This is a genomic window from Streptomyces sp. 1-11, assembly GCF_007176755.1.
Taxonomy (GTDB): Bacteria; Actinomycetota; Actinomycetes; order Streptomycetales; family Streptomycetaceae; genus Streptomyces.
The window spans coordinates 25,731-42,611 of sequence record NZ_BJTV01000013.1; the positions used below are offsets into that span (position 1 = coordinate 25,731).

Here is a 16,881-nt window from a genome sequence, read left to right on the forward strand (position 1 = left end):
GATCCCTCGTCATCCTTCCTGCGTGGGGCACCGGTCACGGTGCGGCCGGTGCCCCACGGGTTCGGTGATGGTTCGCGCGCCGGGTCGGTCAGGCGTCGACGCCGCGCTTCGCCGTCTCGTCACTCCCAGGCCGCGCCGCTTCGGCCGCCGCCTGCTTCCGGGAGGCCATCAGGCTGGTGACGGTGGTGACGGCGAGGACCGCGCAGATCACGCCGAGCGACACCGGGATGCCGATCTCGGGGACGTGGACTCCGGACTCGTGCAGCGCGTGCAGCACCAGCTTGACGCCGATGAAGCCCAGGATGATCGACAGGCCGTACGACAGATGGACCAGCTTCCTGAGCAGGCCGCCTATGAGGAAGTAGAGCTGCCGCAGTCCCATCAGGGCGAAGGCGTTGGCGGTGAAGACGATGTACGGGTCCTGGGTCAGGCCGAAGATCGCGGGGATGGAGTCGAGCGCGAACAGCACGTCGGTGGTGCCGATGGCCAGCATCACGACCAGCATCGGGGTCATGACCCGCTTGCCGTTCTCCCGGATCCACAGCTTGGTGCCGTGGTACCGGTCCGCGACGCCGAACCTGCGCTCGGCGGCCTTCAGGAGCTTGTTCTCCTCGAACTCCTCTTCCTCCTCGCCGGCCCGCGCGTCCTGGACGAGCTTCCAGGCGGTCCAGATCAGGAAGGCGCCGAAGAGGTAGAACACCCAGGAGAAGCTGGCGATGATCGCGGCACCGGCGGCTATGAACACGGCGCGCAGCACCAGGGCTATGAGGACGCCGACGAGCAGCACCCGCTGCTGGTACTGCGAGGGCACCGCGAACTTCGCCATGATCAGGACGAAGACGAAGAGGTTGTCGACGCTCAGGGATTTCTCGGTGATGAAGCCGGCGAAGAACTCGCCGGAAGGCCCGCCGCCGCTGAAGAGGAACAGACCGAGACCGAAGAGCCCGGCGAGGGCGATCCAGACGACGGTCCAGACGCCCGCTTCCTTGATCGACACGTCATGGGGCTTGCGCCCGATGAAGAAGTCGACCGCGATGAGGACGGCGAGGCCCACGATGGTGAGGACCCACAGGGTCGGGGAGACTTCCACTGCACCTCCGGCATAGGTCATGGCAAACACATCTGCGTTGTCATTGCCGGAGGTCTCTTCCACCCGCGTGGGCCGACGCCCCGGGATCCGTAACGGTCCGTACTGACGGGTGCGCCGCAGTCAGGGAGTACTCCCCTCCGCACGGAAAACAGTACCCCAATCACCAAGGAAAGGTAAAGCAATTGGTAAAAGACGCCCCAAGTAGGCTGGTCAGGGGCTCTTTACTTACGCTTGGTGCGGGCCGCTGTCACCTCGGTGAGCACCTGCTGGAGGATCCCGCTGCCGAGCGGCACGAGCGAAGGCTCGAACGTCCAGGTGTGCCCCACCCAGGGGTCGGCGAGGTGGTCGTCGGGCACGGGGGTGAGTCGCAGGAGCGAACGCCACAGCGGGTCGAGCAACGGGCCGTAGGCCGCCGCGTCCTCGCGGTCCGCGACCATCAGCAGGTGGACGCCGACGGCCGGCCCCTCGTCGGCGAGGTAGCGCAACTGGTTCACCGCCCGGTCGTCGAAGCCGTGCGGGAAGTCGTTGACGATCAGCAGTTGCCGGGCCGTGTCGAAGTCGGGCGGCAGCGACTCCTCCGCGCCGCCGCGCAGCGCCATCTGCACCAGGTCGACCCGCCCGGTGAGCCGGCCGAGGACGTCCGCCACGCCCGCCGCGCCGGCCTTGGACGGCACCGTGACGGCTCCGGTTCGGGTCAGCGGCAGGAGCGCCTGGGCCCCCGAACCGGCCGGGTCGAGGACGTGGACGGTGAGCTCCCCCGCCGGATGGACGGCGAGCAGCCGGACGGCGAGGGCCACCGCGGCGTCCATGGCGAGCCGGCGCGTGTCCGCCGAGTCCAGGAAGACGTCATCGGGTCCGGGCGCGGGACCGCTGTCGATCCACAGGCCTCGTTCCAGCGGAAGCCTGGCCAGCAGCGGTATGCGCAGCGGGGCGCTCTCCGGGAGGTGGAGGTCGCCGAGCCGCAGGGCCATCGGGGGCGCGGCCGGCACCCGGTAGCCGTGCCAGACGGGGTTGTCCCAGCGGGCACAGGCGGGTGGGAGCGCCGGTTCCACCACCTCGGACTCGGCGGTGAGCTGTGCGAGGTCGCGGTCGAACGCGGCCCGGGCCTGGTCGACGAGCTGGGCGTGCCGGGTCTGTGCCGCCTCCCGCGCGGCGTCCCCCGCCGCGCCCAGGCGGACACGGGGGTCGGCGAGGGCCTGGTCGAGTTCCTTCTCCAGCCGGGAGTCGGCGAAGTCGACGGCGCTGCGGTACGCGGCCGTCGCGCGGGCCAGGTCCTCGAACATGCCCCAGACCTGGTTGTAGAGCCGTTCCTCCAGCGACCAGCCCACCGCGTCGCCCGCGACGGGTCGCGGCGGCTGCCCGTCGGAGGCGGCGGAGGGCGCGGCTTGCGGCGCGGCGGGCGGCGGAGCGGCGTGCCGGCGGCGTCCGGGGTGGGTGTAGTCGATCGGGCCGCCCGGCGCCGCCGCACCGGCCGCGTCGTGGCTGCCGCGTGCACCGGCCGCGTCGTGGCTGCCGCGTGCACCGGCCGCGTCGTGGCTGCCGCGTGCACCGGCCGCGTCGTGGCTGCCGCGCGCTCCGGCTGGCCGGGGCTCCTCAGGACCGGTGGGTCCCGAGGTGTCCGGCGGCGGCGCCGGTACCGCCCGCGCCTGGCTCCGGGCCACCGCCTCCTGGACCTCGGCGGCCAGTGCCGCGGCCGAGGGCAGGCCCTGGTCGGCGAGGAGGGCGGCGAGGCCGCCGGCGTAGCCCTGGCCCACCGCGCGCACCTTCCAGGCGCCCTGCCGCCGGTACAGCTCCAGGGCGACCACGGCCGACTCGGCGTCCAGGCCGGTCAGCGCGAAGCGGACGATCTCAGTGCCGTCGAGACCGGTGACCGCCGCTCTCGGGGCGGCCACCGCGCCGAACCTGAGCGGCCCTCGTGGCCGCTCGGGGAGGGCGAGCAGCACGGTGACGCGGTGCACCGTCTCCGGCAGCGCGGCGAGGTCGACGGCCAGCCGGTGGTCGGCGGCCGCCTGCGTGGACACCTCGATCCCCGGCAGCGCGGGGGCGCCGGGATGGGCCACCCGGTCGGCGCCGGGCACCGTGCCGTGCTCGTCGCCGAGCGTGGCAGCCGCGAGAACCGGCGATCCGGCCGAGATCCGGATCTCCAGCCGGACCTGGGACAGCGGGTGGTTCTGCCCCCGCACCAGCTCGGCCGTCATCGCCGTCGCCCCCCTGTGGTCGTGATGTCGTGCGCGCCGCGCCGCGTCCGGCGGCGGTCCTACAGGTGCGGCATGATCGCCGGCATCAGGTCCTGGAAGGTGCGGCCCTTGGCCGGCTCGCCCAGGGCGGTCATCGTCCAGCCCGAGCCGGACCGGTGCACCTTCGCCATGATCTGCGCGGTGTACGCGCCGCCGCCCGCCAGCGTGTAGCGGGCGAGTTCCTGGCCGGTGGTCTCGTCGACGAGGCGGCAGAAGGCGTTCTGCACCTCCTGGAAGGTCTGGCCCGTGAAGGAGTTCACGGTGAAGACGATCTGGTCGACGTGGACCGGGACGCGCTGGAGGTCGACCAGAATCGCCTCGTCGTCGCCGCCCTGGCCCGCACCGCCGACGAGGTTGTCGCCGGTGTGCCGCACCGAGCCGTCGTCGCTCACCAGGTGCCGGAAGAAGACGACGTCGACCGGCTGCTTGTCCGCGAACAGCACCGCGGAGGCGTCGAGGTCGATCTCCCGCGTGCGCGAGCCGAAGAGGCCGCGGCGGGGCGCCGCCTGCCAGCCGAGACCCATGCGGACCGCGCTCAGGCTGGCCCCGTCCTTCTTCTCCAGGCTGATGGCCTGACCCTTGGACAAGTTGACGGTCACGGCTGATTCCCCTCTCGTGTTCCCCGGTTGCCGCGCACTGCGCGGTTGCCAGAACCCTACGCAGCGGCACTGACAGTGCCGAACCCCGGCTCGCGCTTTGTGTCGGTGTTGCAACACTTGGCGCGTATGCCGAGGTCCGGCACCACTGGGGAGTCGGGGGCGGCGGTCGCGCAGGGCCTGCCCTAGGCGATCCCGGCCTCACGCATCTGCCGCAGCTCCTTCTTCATCTCGGACACCTCGTCACGCAGCCGGGCGGCGATCTCGAACTGCAGCTCGGCGGCGGCGGCGCGCATGCGCTCCGTCATCTCCTCGATCTGCTCGGCGAGTTCGGCGGCCGGACGGTCCGTGGGCACCGTCTTGCCCTTGGCGGACTTGGCGCCCTTGCCCGCCTTCGCGCCCCTGGCCGCCTTGTCGCCGAGCGCGGGGACGGGAGCCTTGGCGCCCTTGCCGTCCTTCAGCTTGCGGTAGCCGGAGCCGAGCAGCTGCTCGGTGTCGACGTCCTCGCGGGCGATCTGCGCGACGATGTCGTTGATCTTCTTGCGCAGCGGCTGCGGGTCGATGCCGTTGGCCTTGTTGTAGGCGACCTGCTTCTCCCGGCGCCGGTTGGTCTCCTCGATGGCCTTCTCCATCGCCGGGGTGATCTTGTCCGCGTACATGTGGACCTGTCCGGAGACGTTGCGCGCCGCGCGGCCGATGGTCTGGATCAGCGAGGTGCCGGAGCGCAGGAAGCCCTCCTTGTCCGCGTCGAGGATGGCCACCAGGGACACCTCGGGCAGGTCGAGGCCCTCGCGCAGCAGGTTGATGCCGACCAGCACGTCGAACTCGCCGGAGCGCAGCTCGCGCAGCAGCTCGACACGGCGCAGGGTGTCGACGTCGCTGTGCAGGTAGCGCACCTGGATGCCGAGTTCCAGGAAGTAGTCGGTGAGGTCCTCGGCCATCTTCTTGGTGAGCGTGGTGACCAGGACGCGCTCGTCCTTCTCGGTGCGCTTGCGGATCTCGTGCACCAGGTCGTCGATCTGCCCCTCGGTGGGCTTGACCACGACCTCCGGGTCGACCAGGCCGGTCGGGCGGATGATCTGCTCCACGACCCCGTCCCCGCGGGACAGCTCGTAGGCGCCCGGGGTCGCCGACAGGTAGACGGTCTGCCCGATGCGCTCCTGGAACTCCTCCCACTTCAGGGGCCGGTTGTCCAGGGCGGAGGGCAGCCGGAAGCCGTGGTCGACCAGGGTGCGCTTGCGGGAGGCGTCGCCCTCGTACATGGCGCCGATCTGGGGGACCGTCACGTGCGACTCGTCGATGACGAGCAGGAAGTCGTCCGGGAAGTAGTCCAGCAGGGTGTTCGGCGGTGAGCCGGGCGAGCGGCCGTCGAAGTGCATCGAGTAGTTCTCCACGCCGGAGCAGGTGCCGATCTGGCGGAGCATCTCGAGGTCGTACGTGGTGCGCATCCGCAGGCGCTGCGCCTCCAGGAGCTTGCCCTGCTTCTCCAGCTCGGCCAGGCGCTCCCCCAGCTCCTTCTCGATGTCGTTGACGGCCCGCTCCATGCGCTCGGGTCCGGCGACGTAGTGGGAGGCCGGGAAGACGTAGAGCTGCCGGTCGTCGCTGATGATCTCGCCGGTGATCGGGTGCAGCGTGGACAGCGCCTCGATCTCGTCGCCGAACATCTCGATGCGGACGGCCAGCTCCTCGTAGACCGGGAAGATCTCGATGGTGTCGCCGCGGACGCGGAAGGTGCCCCGGGAGAAGGCCATGTCGTTGCGTGTGTACTGGATGTCGACGAAGCGGCGCAGCAGCTCGTCGCGGTCGATCTCGTCGCCGACCCGGAGGGGGACCATCCGGTCCACGTACTCCTGCGGGGTGCCGAGGCCGTAGATGCAGGACACCGAGGCGACCACCACGACGTCGCGGCGGGTGAGCAGCGAGTTCGTCGCCGAGTGGCGCAGCCGCTCGACCTCCTCGTTGATCGAGGAGTCCTTCTCGATGTAGGTGTCCGACTGCGGGACGTAGGCCTCGGGCTGGTAGTAGTCGTAGTACGAGACGAAGTACTCGACCGCGTTGTTGGGCAGGAGTTCGCGGAACTCGTTGGCCAGCTGCGCGGCCAGCGTCTTGTTCGGCGCCATCACCAGGGTGGGGCGCTGGAGTTTCTCGATCATCCACGCGGTGGTGGCGGATTTGCCGGTGCCGGTCGCGCCCAGCAGGACGACGTCCTTCTCACCGGCCTCGATGCGCTTGGCCAGGTCGGCGATGGCCGCCGGCTGGTCGCCGCTGGGCTGGTAGGGGCTGACGACCTCGATGGGCGCCACGGTGCGTTCGATGTGGGAGACGGGCCGCATGCCATCAACCGTACGACCACCCACTGACAACGGGTCGCGGTCAGCGGTTCTGCGGGGTCCTGGAGACGTGAGGCCGCGGCTGGCCGGCCGGCCGGCGGCCGGGGTGGAGCTGTGCGTGCCGGGCCAGGTGGGAGGCGACGGCGGCGGCCGGCACGCCCGGCTTGTCCTCGACGGGCGCCTGGGCCGGCCGGCCCATGACCATCAGCGGGTCGAACATCATGACGACGCCGGCGAGCAGCAGGAAGGCGAGCGGGCCGATCATCATGGGCACCAGCACCGAGACCGACGGACCGCCTTCGGCGCCCGCGGAGGCGCTGTGCAGGTGGACGCGCAGGGCGGCCATGCCGGTGTAGTGCATGCCGGTGACGGCGAGCCCCATCACCAGGCTCGCGCCGACGCTCCACAGCAGGCCCCGGACGCGTCCGGCTGCCCACAGGGCGGCGGTGGCGGCCACGACCGCGATGAGGACGGAGGCCGCCACGGTGGCGGTGCTGTAGGTGAACCGCCCGTCGAAGCGCATGCCCGCCATCCCGAGGTAGTGCATCGAGGCGACGCCCAGTCCGGTGATCGTGCCGCCGGTGAACACGGCGGTACCGGTGGCTCCCCGGTGGCCGACGATGAACAGCCCGACGCCCACCATCACGATGGCGAGTCCGAGGCTCGCGTAGGTGATGGGCTGGTCGTACTGGATGGCCGCCCCCTCGATGCGGAACCCCAGCATCGCGACGAAGTGCATGGTCCAGATGCCGGAACCGATGGCAGCAGAGCCGAGGGCCAGCCAGGCGCGGCGCCGGGAGTGCGTGACCAGCAGGGCGCGGGTGGTGCAGCGCAGTCCGAGCGCACCGCCCAGGCAGGCCATCACAAAGGCCACCAGCGGGGTGACGACCCCGTAGCTGTAATCGTCGACCGTGCCCTGCATCCGCGGCAGCCCTTCCGCCCTGTTGCGTCCCGGATTATCTGAAATGCGCCCCCGTCCCGAGACCGCGCGGGCGGTCAGGGTTGACGCAGAGAGTATGACCCGAACCGGAATGGTCGAACGATTTTCCGGCAAAGAAACACGCCCTTGCCGCAGATGTGCGGTACCCGTGAGCGGGTCCCGCCGTCCTCGTTCATGGTGTGGCCGTCCCGCGCCCAGGTGCCGTTGACTCGGTGCTGTCACTCTGGTGCTGTCGGTATTCGCACGACGCGAGGAGTCCGCCCATGCACGCGCGCGCAGTCGCCGCCACGGCCGTCACGATCCTGGGGGCGGCAGCCCTGCTGGCCCCCACGTCCGACGCCCGGGCGGGCGAGGCGGCCGGTCTCGTGGTGGTCGCCCACCGCGGCGCCTCGGCCTACGCCCCCGAGAACACCCTGGCGTCCATCGACAAGGCGGCCGGCCTGGGATTCACCTGGGTCGAGAACGACGTCCAGCGCACCAAGGACGGCGAGCTGGTCGTGATCCACGACGACAGCCTGCGGCGCACCACGAACGCCGAGAAGGTCTTCCCCGGCCGGGCGCCCTGGAAGGTGAAGGACTTCACCGCCGCGGAGATCGCCCGGCTGGACGCGGGCAGCTGGTTCTCCGCCGCGTACGCGGGCACGCGCGTGCCGACCCTGAAGCAGTACATGCGCCGGGTGGAACACAATCACGAGAAGCTGCTCCTGGAGATCAAGAACCCTGAGCTGTACCCGGGGATCGAGCGGCAGACGCTGAAGCTGCTCGGCAACGAGGGCTGGCTGAACCGGGCGCACCTCGGCCGGCTGGTCGTGCAGAGCTTCAGCGCGGACAGCGTGCGCACGGTGCACGAGCTGAAGCCGGCGCTCACCACCGCCTACCTCGGCAGGCCGTCCGTGGCGCAGTTGCAGCGGTACGCGCGCTTCGCCGACCTGATCAATCCCTCGTACGGGTCCATCTCCGCGAGCTACGTGGCCGCCGTGCACACCTTCGACGGGCCGCACGACCGGCCGCTCGGGGTGTACGCCTGGACGGTGGACGACGCGGCCACGGCCCGGAAGGCCGCGGGCTACGGCGTCGACGGCGTCATCTCGAACAAGCCCGACGTGGTCCGGGCGGCACTGGACGCGGACTGAGCGGGGGCCGCCGCGCGAGGGGCGTTGTCGGTGCCGGGTCGTACGGTGACGGCATGGACAGTCATGGGCAGGACGGGCAGCGGGTCGTGTGGGCCGTCGTGGACACCCGCATCGGTCCGCTGATGCTGGCGGCGACCGGCGAGGGACTGGTCAACGTCGTCTTCCACGCCACAGAAGGGGTGCGTGAGCGGGCCCTGGAGCGGCTGGCCGCCCGGATGGGCGCCCAGCCCGTCGAGGACCCGCGCTCGCCACTGCTGGAGGAGGCGATACGGCAGCTCGAGGCGTACCTCGCCGGCGCGCGGCACGATTTCGACCTGCCCCTGGACTGGTCGCTGATCTCCGGCTTCAACCGGCAGGTGCTGCGCGAACTGGCCTCCTCCGTGCCGTACGGCACGGTGGTCGGCTACGGGGATCTGGCCGGGCGGGTCGGGCAGCCCGGCGGCGCGCAGGCGGTGGGCGCCGCGATGGGCGCCAATCCGCTGCCGGTCGTCGTGCCGTGCCACCGGGTGGTGGAGAGCGACGGCGGGATCGGCGGCTTCGGGGGCGGCCTGGAGACCAAGCGGAAGCTGCTCGCCCTGGAGGGCGTGCTGCCCGAACCGCTGTTCTGACGGTGTCCGGCGGGGCTATCCGTAGTGCCGGACCTCGATGACGTTGCTGTCGGGGTCCTGGAAGTAGAAGCTGCGCGTGGCCTCGCCGCGGGCGCCGAAGGAGCCGTACCCGATGTCGGTCAGCGGGACGGACCGCTCCTCCAGGCGGGCGCGCAGGGCGTCGAAGCCGGCGGACGGCAGGGACAGGCAGACGTGGTTGACGGGGTGGCCGGCGCTGTCGGCGGCGCCGGGGAGCATCTTCATGCGCTCCGCGAAGGACCGCGGGGCGAGGTCGAGGATCGTCTCCTCGTTGACGCGTACGGAGGGGAACGACGCCTTTCCCTCGCCGTACTCGGCGACTCGCAGGGGCTCGAGTCCGACGGTGCTCTCGTAGAAGGCGGCGGCCGCCACGGGGTCGGCGACCCACAGGACGACGTGGTCGAGACGCGTGGTGTGGTCGGTCATGCGGCCCAGGCTGGTGGTGTCCCCCACAGACCGCAAGCGTTTATCCGGGTTCGGCGCCCGCCAGGGATGAGAGGGGACCGACGGACAGGAGGCGGGCACGTGGTGCTGGTGGTGTCGGAAGAGGTCCGGGACGCGCTCGACGCACGGCGGCCGGTGGTCGCCCTGGAGTCCACGATCATCGCGCACGGGCTGCCGCGTCCCCGCAATCTGCGGGTGGCGGTGGAGCTGGAGGATGTGGTCCGGGAGACGGGCGCCGTCCCCGCGACCGTCGCCGTGCTGGACGGGAAGCCCCATGTCGGCCTCGGCAAGGAGCAGTTGGAGCGGGTCGCGAACGAGGCCGGCATCCGCAAGCTGGGCCACCGCGACCTGCCTCTGGCCGTGGCGGCGGGGGCGAGCGGGGCGACCACGGTGTCGGCCACGGCGCAGCTCGCGGCGCTGGCGGGCGTCCGCGTGTTCGCCACTGGCGGGCTGGGCGGGGTGCACCGGGAGTGGACGGTGACCCAGGACGAGTCGGCCGACCTGGGTCTGCTGGCCCGGACCAGGATCACCGTGGTGTGCGCGGGCGTGAAGTCGATCCTGGACGTGCCGGCCACCCTGCAGCGGCTGGAGACGCTGGGCGTGGCCGTCGCCGGGTACCGCACCGGCCGGTTCCCCGGCTTCTATCTGTCCGACTCCGGGCATCCGGTCGACTGGACGCTGGAGAGCCCGCGGGAGGTCGCGCGGGTCATGCGGGCGCAGGACGCGCTGGACGCGCCGGACTCCGCGCTGATCGTCGCGAACCCCGTCCCGCCGGAGCAGCAGCTCGATCCCGAACTGCACGCGCGCGTGCTCGCCGAGGCACTGCGCGCCTGCGAGGAGGCCGGGGTGACCGGGCAGGGCGTCACGCCGTTCCTGCTCGACCACCTGGTGCGGCACACGGACGGGGCCTCGCTGAGCGCCAACCTCGCGGCGGTGCGCGGCAACGTCCGCCTGGCGGCGCGGATCGCCACGGCGTGGGCCGAGGGGTGAGCTCCGGCGGGGACCGGGCCCGGCCGGACGCGGGCGGCGGTGCCGCGTTGTTGGTCGTCGGGGACGTCGTCACCGATGTCGTCGCGCGGCACCGGGGGCCGTTGGCGGCCGGCACCGACACGGCCGCCGCGATCCGGGCCCTGCCGGGCGGAGCGGGGGCCAACGTGGCCTGCTGGGCGGCGCATGCGGGCTGTGCGGAGGTGCGGCTGCTCGGCCGGGTGGGCGCGGACGCGGCGCGGTGGCACGAGCGGGAACTGGCGGCGGCCGGGGTGCGGCCCCGGCTGGTGATCGACGGGGAGGCGGCGACCGGAACGGTGATCTGCCTCGTCGACGGCGGCGCCTCGGCCGAGCGCACGTTCCTCACGGACAGCGGGGCGTCGCTGCGGCTCGAACCCGCCGACTGGTCCGACGCGCTGCTCGACGGGGTCGCCCGGCTGCACCTGTCGGGCTACCTGCTGTTCTCGGAGCGGAGCCGGGAGCTCGCCGGGGTGGCCCTCGCCGCGGCACGCGCGCGCGGTGTCCCGGTCAGTCTGGATCCGGCGTCTGCCGGTTTCCTGATGCGTTTCGGCGTGGACCGCTTCCTGGCCTTCGCGGCGGGTCTCGATGTGCTGCTGCCGAGCCGTGACGAGGCGTGCCTGCTGACGGGGCTGTCCGAACCCGGTGACGCGGCCGCCGAGTTGAGCCGGCTGGTCCCGCTGGTGGTCGCCAAGTCGGGTGCGGCCGGGGCACTGGTGGCGCGTTCCGGGACCGTGGTGGCCCGGGTTCCGGCCGCACCGGCCGATCCGGTGGACACGACCGGCGCCGGCGACGCCTTCACCGGCGCGTTCCTGGCCGCCCTGCTCGCGGGCGCCACCGCTGAGGAGGCGGCCGCGAAGGGCTGCGGGGCAGGCGCGTTGGCGGTGCGGCAGGTGGGCGGCAGACCGCCGCGCCGGGGCACCGGCGGAGCGGCCGAACCTGGCTGACCGCGGCCTCTCTCGTACGGATCGCCCCGTGGGACGTCCGGTGCCGCGTCTCGCCACGCCGATGGCCGGCATCCGCGCCCCCGGCATCGGCAGCGGTGGTCGCCGCGGTCCGCTAGCCGCCCTTGCGTCCCCACGCGGAGATCATGGGCGCGGTGGCCAGGTCCATGCCGCCCGCGCGCACGTTGGCGAGGTGACGGTCGATCTCCTCGTCGGTGGCGAGGCCCGCGGCCACCAGCCGGCCACGGATCTGACGGACTGTGGCGGACTCCAGGGCGGTGCAGGCCGGCGAGGCCACGGGGAAGAAGGCGTCGGCCTCCACCTCGTGCAGTCCGGCCTCACGCAGCAGGCGCGGCAGCCTGCGGCCGTACGAGAGGTCTGCGCCGCGATCGGCGAGCAGGCTGCGGAACCCGTGCCGCAGGCGGTTGGCGAGCCGCTGCTCAGGGCCGTGCTCATCGGGGCAGAGCAGCGGCTGGAGGGCCGGGTCGGCGTCCTCGATCAGCAGCCGTCCCCCGGGCCGCAGCGCGTCGATCATGGACCGCAACGCCCTGTCGCGGTCCGGGACATGGACGAGGACCAGCCGGGCGTGCACCAGGTCGAAGCCCTCGCCCGGCGGCTCCTGCGCGCCCACGTCGTGGACGCGCACCTCGACCGTGGGCCCGGCCGCGGCGGCGAGCCGGGAGGTGTCGATGTCGGTGGCGACGGCCTTGCCGGTGGGGCCGGCCCGCTCGGCGAGCCATGACACCACGGACGTGCCGCCCGCGCCGACCTCCCAGCACCGCGCGCCCGGTCCGACGCCGAGGGCTTCGAGGTGCCGGAACGTCGTCGGATCGAAGAGGGAGGTGAAGGCGTGGAAGCGCTCCTCCGCCTCGTCCTGCTGGTTGTCCAGGAGATATCCGCCGGATGATGTCATGCCGCGAGCATCGCATCCGGCGGGGCGGACCGCCGGGGAGGGCGCCGTCCACAGGCGGGAACAAACCGGAAGTGGCCGTTCCCACAGGCCCGCACGGACCTTCCGCGGGGCTGGCACACTTGCCGGGCAGGACGCGAAGGCGTCGTGTGAGGAGATCCACCCGAGGAGATCCACCCGAGGAGATCCAGATGTCCATGGCAGGGAACCTGCGGAAGGTCACGGGACTGGGCAGGGCCGGCGGGCTGCGCAAGGTGGCGCGGCTGACGAGACGGCGGCCGCGCGTGGACCTGAGCCATCCGGCCCGGTCGCCCCTGGGTTCGTCGGTGGTGAACTGCGTTACGTACCAGGACGGGGTTCGGGTTCCGGGGTGCTCCGACCTGGTGGACGCCGTGGCCAGGGTGCGCAGGAGCGGCGAGGGGTTCGTCTGGCTTGGGCTGCACGAGCCGACGGACGGCGAGTTCGCCGACGTCGCCCGGCTCTTCGACCTGCATCCGCTGGCGGTGGAGGACGCGGTGGAGGCCCATCAGCGCCCGAAGCTGGAGCGGTACGCGGAAACCCTGTTCGCCGTGTTCAAGACCGTCTGCTACGTGGAGCACGAGCAGCTGACGGCGACCAGCGAGGTGGTCGGCACCGGCGAGATCATGGTGTTCGTCGGCGAGGACTTCGTCATCACGGTCCGGCACGGCAGGCACGGGTCACTGGGGCCGCTGCGCGAGGAGCTGGAGGCGGATCCGGAGCAGCTCGCCAAGGGCCCGGCGGCGGTGCTGCACGCCATCGCCGACCATGTCGTCGACGAGTATCTGAGCGTCACGGACGCGGTGCAGGCCGACGTGGAGCAGGTCGAGACGGATGTGTTCTCCGAGGGCGGCGCGCGGGCCGACCCGGGGCGCATCTACCAGCTCAAGCGGGAACTGCTGGAGCTGAAGCGCGCGGTGGTGCCGCTCGGGCGTCCGGTGGAGGATCTGGCGACCCGGCCGATACGGGTGGTCGCACCGGAGATACAGGCGTACTTCCGGGACGTGTCCGACCACTTGATGCGGGCCAAGGACCAGATAGCCGCTTTCGACGAACTGCTCAACTCGATCCTGCAGGCACACCTGGCGCAGGTGACGGTCGCGCAGAACGAGGACATGCGGAAGATCACGGCCTGGGCGGCGGTGGTCGCCGTGCCGACGATGGTGTGCGGGGTCTACGGCATGAACTTCAAGTACATGCCGGAGCTGCACTGGCGTCTCGGATATCCACTGGTCATGGGTGTGACGGCGATGGCCTGTCTCGTGCTGTACCGGGGTTTCCGGCGCAACGGCTGGCTCTGACCCGGCACGCCGGCCCGGCGCGGGCAGGGGGGCGCGGCCGGCAGGGGGGACAGCCGGGCGGGGAGGCCTGCCGGCCGGGCGGTTCAGCCGCTCGCCCGGCCGTTCCAGGCGGGATGCCGTGGGTCGTCGGCGCGCACCAGGACGTCGGCCGCGTCCGCGGGGGCGGCCTCGGCCGTGTAGCGCTCGAAGGCGGGAAGGGTCCAGTGGTCGGACTCCGGGGTGCGGCGGCGCAGGGCGCCCGGGGAGAGGAGGAGGTGGACGCTCAGGTCGAACGGGAACCAGTGGCGCAGCAGGAGGGGGCCGTGCAGCAACAGGACGCCGCCGGGCGGGAGTCGGACGTACGGACTGCGGGTGGCGCGGTCGGTGACCGGGTCCCACAGGTCGGGCAGGACGCGGCCGCTGCCGCCGGGGTCGAGCGGGCCGAACACCTCCCGCCACAGGGCGCCGGTGTCGAACCAGCCGCTGTAGTACGACTCGGTGTCCCGTCGGCCGTGCTCCAGCCGGAGGGAGGCCGGGCGCAGGAAGCCCTCCGCACCGACGACCAGCGCGGGCCGCCCGCGCACGCGCAGCGCTTCGGCGACGCGGTCGGCCAGGTCCCCCGGACGGGCGGCCGGCGCCCCGTCGAAGGCGGCGCGCGGCCAGGCGCCGCCGTCGGCCGGCTCCAGCTCGAGCAGCCGGTCGGCCAGCAGCTCGGCGAGCCGGTCCCAGGTGATCGCTTCCAGTCGCACAGGGCCATGATGCCGGGTGTGTGCGGGCGGCGCGGGAGCGGTGGACCTGGACGGGGAAGGAAACACCCATGACGGCTTCCGCAACTCCGCTTCCCTCGGGCGGGCTTGTCGTGGTCCAGCCCTCGCGGCGCAAGCACTGTGCGGGTTGCCGGCGCGGCCCGCTGTCGCTGCTCGTGCTGGAGGACGGTGCGCCGCGCTGTCTGGACTGCGCCGACCTCGGGCACCTGGTCCTGCTGCCGCGCGGGGACACGGCGCTGACCCGCAGGGCGCGGGAGGAGAGCGTGCTGTGGGCGGTGGTGGTGCGGTTCAACCGGCGCCAGGGCCGTTACGAACGGCAGGGCCTGCTCGTGGAGGAGCCGGCGCTGGCCCGGGCCGAGGCACGCTGCCTGGCGGACGCGGAGGCACGACGCCGGCGGCGGGCCCGGGACGCCAGGCGCAGGGCGGCGGAGGACGAACGGTTCGCGGCGGCGTTCGCCTCGGAGATCGGGCGCCTGTTTCCCGCCTGCCCGGCCGAGCGGGCCCGGGCGATCGCGGCGCACGCGTCGGCGCGGGGCAGCGGGCGGGTCGGGCGGAGTGCGGCCGGCCGTGCGCTGACCGAGAGCGCGGTGACCTCGGCTGTCGTGGCCGCCGTACGGCATGTGGACACTCCCTACGACCAGCTCCTTATGAACGGAGTGCCGAGGTACGAGGCACGTCAGCGGATCGCGCCGGCAGTGGCCGGGGTGCTGCGGGGGTGGGCTCTAGCCGCCGACACCGGCTGACGGGCGGGGGGCCGGGCTCGCGTCCCGGGGACCGGGCCCGCGTCCGCGCCGGGGCCGCAGCGGGCGGGCAGACTCCCCGCCCGGGAGGGCACCGCGCCGGGGGCCGCAGCGAGCGGCAGACTCCCCGCCCGGGAGGGCCGCCGCATCGCGAGCCGCAGCGGGCCGCAGGCTCCCCGCCGGGAGGCCTGAAAAGGCGCTGCCCGCCGCACTGCGCGGGGACGGGCGCGGACGTATCGTGGCCCGGAGGAGTGCCGCCGATGGCGCACGGCCCGTCGTACAGCCCGCACCCCGGTACACGTACGCGAGGAACACGACCATGGCCGATCCCAAGGGGTTCATGACCACGCCGCGGCAGGAGTGGCCGCGGCGGCCCGTCGAGGAACGGGTCCGGGACTGGGGCGAGGTGTACGTCCCGGGCGCGCTGCTGCCCATCATCAGCAAGCAGGCGGACCGCTGCATGGACTGCGGCGTCCCGTTCTGCCACCAGGCCTGTCCGCTGGGCAACCTCATCCCCGAGTGGAACGACCTGGTCGCCCGGGAGGACTGGCGGGCGGCGAGCGACCGGCTGCACGCGACGAACAACTTCCCCGAGTTCACCGGCCGGCTGTGCCCGGCGCCCTGTGAGGCGGGGTGTGTGCTCGCGATCAACCAGCCCGCGGTCACCATCAAGAACGTCGAGTGCGCGATCGCCGACCGGGCCTGGGAGGAGGGGTTCACCCCGCCGCGGCCTCCGGAGCGGCTGTCGGGCCGGACCGTCGCGGTGATCGGGTCCGGGCCGACGGGGCTCGCCGCGGCACAGCAGCTGACCCGGGCCGGTCACACCGTCGCGGTGTACGAGAAGGACGACCGACTCGGGGGGCTGATGCGCTACGGCATCCCCGAGTTCAAGATGGAGAAGCGCCACCTGGAGCGGCGGCTGGAGCAGATGCGGGCCGAGGGGACGAAGTTCCGCACGTCGACGGCGGTCGGGCGGGACGTGCCGGCGGCCGAGCTGCGCACGCGGTACGACGCCGTGGTGCTCGCGACGGGTGCGACGGCCTGGCGGGAACTGCCGGTGCCGGGACGGGAGCTGCACGGGATACACCAGGCGATGGAGTACCTGCCGCTGGCCAACCGGGTGTGTGAGGGGGACCTGGCGCTCTCGCCGCTGTCCGCGGCCGGGAAGCACGTGGTGATCGTGGGTGGCGGGGACACCGGCGCCGACTGCCTGGGCACCGCGGTGCGGGAGGGCGCCGCGTCCGTGAGCCAGCTGGACATCTACGCGCAGCCGGGCGCCGAGCGCGACGAGGACACCGACCCCTGGCCGACGTATCCGAAGATCTACCGGCTGTCCCCCGCGCACCAGGAGGCGGGAGACCTGCGGACGGCTCCGGCGGCGGACGCCGACGCCCGGCTGTTCGCGGCGTCGACGCTCCGCTTCGACGGGGACGACGACGGCCACGTCCGGTCGCTGCACCTGGTCGAGGTGGACGAGCGGCGGGAGCCGGTGCCGGGCACCGGACGCACCCTGCCCGCCGACCTGGTGCTGCTCGCCCTCGGCTTCTCCGGGCCCGACCGGGAGGACGGGCTCGTCGAGCAGTTGGGGCTCACCATGCGGCCGCGCGGCACGATCGCCCGGGACGAGGGCTTCGCCACCAACGTCCCCGGTGTCTTCGCCGCCGGGGACGCGGCGCGCGGGCAGTCGCTCATCGTGTGGGCGATAGCCGAGGGCCGGGCTGTGGCGGCGGCCGTCGACCGGTATCTGACCGGTGATTCACGCCTGCCCGCGCCGATATCGGCGTTCGACCGGCCGATGACCGCGTAGCCGCACGCCCCCAC

General features: G+C 72.7%; 15 protein-coding genes. 7 read left to right on the forward strand and 8 right to left on the reverse strand.

Going from position 1 to position 16,881, the window contains the following annotated elements:
* Positions 1-88 precede the first annotated feature (88 nt).
* From TNCT1_RS25495 to TNCT1_RS25515, 5 genes are all read right to left on the reverse strand, one after another.
* Positions 89-1,090, reverse strand: a complete 1,002-nt coding sequence (locus TNCT1_RS25495; RefSeq protein ID WP_143636203.1) for a TerC family protein — start codon at positions 1,088-1,090, stop codon at positions 89-91.
* A gap of 221 nt (positions 1,091-1,311) precedes the next feature.
* The gene (locus TNCT1_RS25500) at positions 1,312-3,288 is read right to left on the reverse strand and encodes a TerD family protein (protein WP_143636206.1); all 1,977 of its coding nucleotides are present in this window, start codon (positions 3,286-3,288) and stop codon (positions 1,312-1,314) included.
* Between the two features lie 59 nt (positions 3,289-3,347).
* Positions 3,348-3,926 carry a TerD family protein gene (locus TNCT1_RS25505; protein WP_143636210.1) on the reverse strand — a complete coding sequence of 193 codons (579 nt, stop codon included), beginning with the start codon at positions 3,924-3,926 and terminating at the stop codon, positions 3,348-3,350.
* Between the two features lie 182 nt (positions 3,927-4,108).
* The gene (gene uvrB, locus TNCT1_RS25510) at positions 4,109-6,256 is read right to left on the reverse strand and encodes an excinuclease ABC subunit UvrB (protein WP_143636213.1); all 2,148 of its coding nucleotides are present in this window, start codon (positions 6,254-6,256) and stop codon (positions 4,109-4,111) included.
* Positions 6,257-6,296: 40 nt separating this feature from the next.
* Complete coding sequence (locus TNCT1_RS25515; protein WP_143636216.1) at positions 6,297-7,175, reverse strand: MHYT domain-containing protein; 879 nt, start codon at positions 7,173-7,175, stop codon at positions 6,297-6,299.
* A 281-nt stretch (positions 7,176-7,456) separates the two neighbouring features.
* Between TNCT1_RS25515 and TNCT1_RS25520 the strand changes: the two genes are divergently transcribed.
* Both TNCT1_RS25520 and TNCT1_RS25525 read left to right on the forward strand, forming a co-directional pair.
* A complete protein-coding gene (locus TNCT1_RS25520) occupies positions 7,457-8,326 on the forward strand; it encodes a glycerophosphodiester phosphodiesterase family protein (RefSeq protein ID WP_143636218.1) in 870 nt (289 codons plus the stop codon).
* 53 nt (positions 8,327-8,379) lie between these two features.
* Positions 8,380-8,934, forward strand: a complete 555-nt coding sequence (locus tag TNCT1_RS25525; protein WP_143636221.1) for a methylated-DNA--[protein]-cysteine S-methyltransferase — start codon at positions 8,380-8,382, stop codon at positions 8,932-8,934.
* Positions 8,935-8,949: 15 nt separating this feature from the next.
* Here the strand turns inward: TNCT1_RS25525 and TNCT1_RS25530 are convergent, their stop codons facing one another.
* Entirely contained in the window at positions 8,950-9,378 is a 429-nt protein-coding gene (locus TNCT1_RS25530; RefSeq protein ID WP_143636222.1) for a VOC family protein, read from the reverse strand.
* 99 nt (positions 9,379-9,477) lie between these two features.
* Between TNCT1_RS25530 and TNCT1_RS25535 the strand changes: the two genes are divergently transcribed.
* Together TNCT1_RS25535 and TNCT1_RS25540 are read left to right on the forward strand one after the other, a co-directional pair.
* Entirely contained in the window at positions 9,478-10,386 is a 909-nt protein-coding gene (locus tag TNCT1_RS25535) for a pseudouridine-5'-phosphate glycosidase (RefSeq protein ID WP_143636224.1), read from the forward strand.
* Positions 10,371-11,348, forward strand: a complete 978-nt coding sequence (locus tag TNCT1_RS25540; protein WP_174266448.1) for a PfkB family carbohydrate kinase — start codon at positions 10,371-10,373, stop codon at positions 11,346-11,348. Before TNCT1_RS25535 ends, TNCT1_RS25540 begins: the two co-directional genes overlap by 16 nt.
* 112 nt (positions 11,349-11,460) lie before the next feature.
* Here TNCT1_RS25540 and TNCT1_RS25545 read toward each other — a convergent pair whose 3' ends face one another.
* Positions 11,461-12,258: a methyltransferase gene (locus tag TNCT1_RS25545; RefSeq protein WP_143636226.1), complete on the reverse strand. Its 798-nt coding sequence runs from the start codon at positions 12,256-12,258 to the stop codon at positions 11,461-11,463.
* A 188-nt stretch (positions 12,259-12,446) separates the two neighbouring features.
* On the opposite strand from TNCT1_RS25545, the gene TNCT1_RS25550 reads away from it, so the two are divergent.
* Positions 12,447-13,574: a magnesium and cobalt transport protein CorA gene (locus tag TNCT1_RS25550; protein WP_143636228.1), complete on the forward strand. Its 1,128-nt coding sequence runs from the start codon at positions 12,447-12,449 to the stop codon at positions 13,572-13,574.
* Between the two features lie 83 nt (positions 13,575-13,657).
* On the opposite strand, the gene TNCT1_RS25555 is transcribed toward TNCT1_RS25550, so the two are convergent.
* On the reverse strand, positions 13,658-14,302 hold the full coding sequence (locus TNCT1_RS25555; RefSeq protein ID WP_143636230.1) for a uridine kinase: 645 nt from the start codon (positions 14,300-14,302) through the stop codon (positions 13,658-13,660).
* Positions 14,303-14,370: 68 nt separating this feature from the next.
* Here TNCT1_RS25555 and TNCT1_RS25560 point away from each other — a divergent pair, with 68 nt between their 5' ends.
* Complete coding sequence (locus TNCT1_RS25560) at positions 14,371-15,063, forward strand: DUF2293 domain-containing protein (protein ID WP_143636232.1); 693 nt, start codon at positions 14,371-14,373, stop codon at positions 15,061-15,063.
* 316 nt (positions 15,064-15,379) lie between these two features.
* On the forward strand, positions 15,380-16,867 hold the full coding sequence (locus TNCT1_RS25565; protein ID WP_143636234.1) for a glutamate synthase subunit beta: 1,488 nt from the start codon (positions 15,380-15,382) through the stop codon (positions 16,865-16,867).
* The last annotated feature ends 14 nt before the right edge of the window (positions 16,868-16,881 follow it).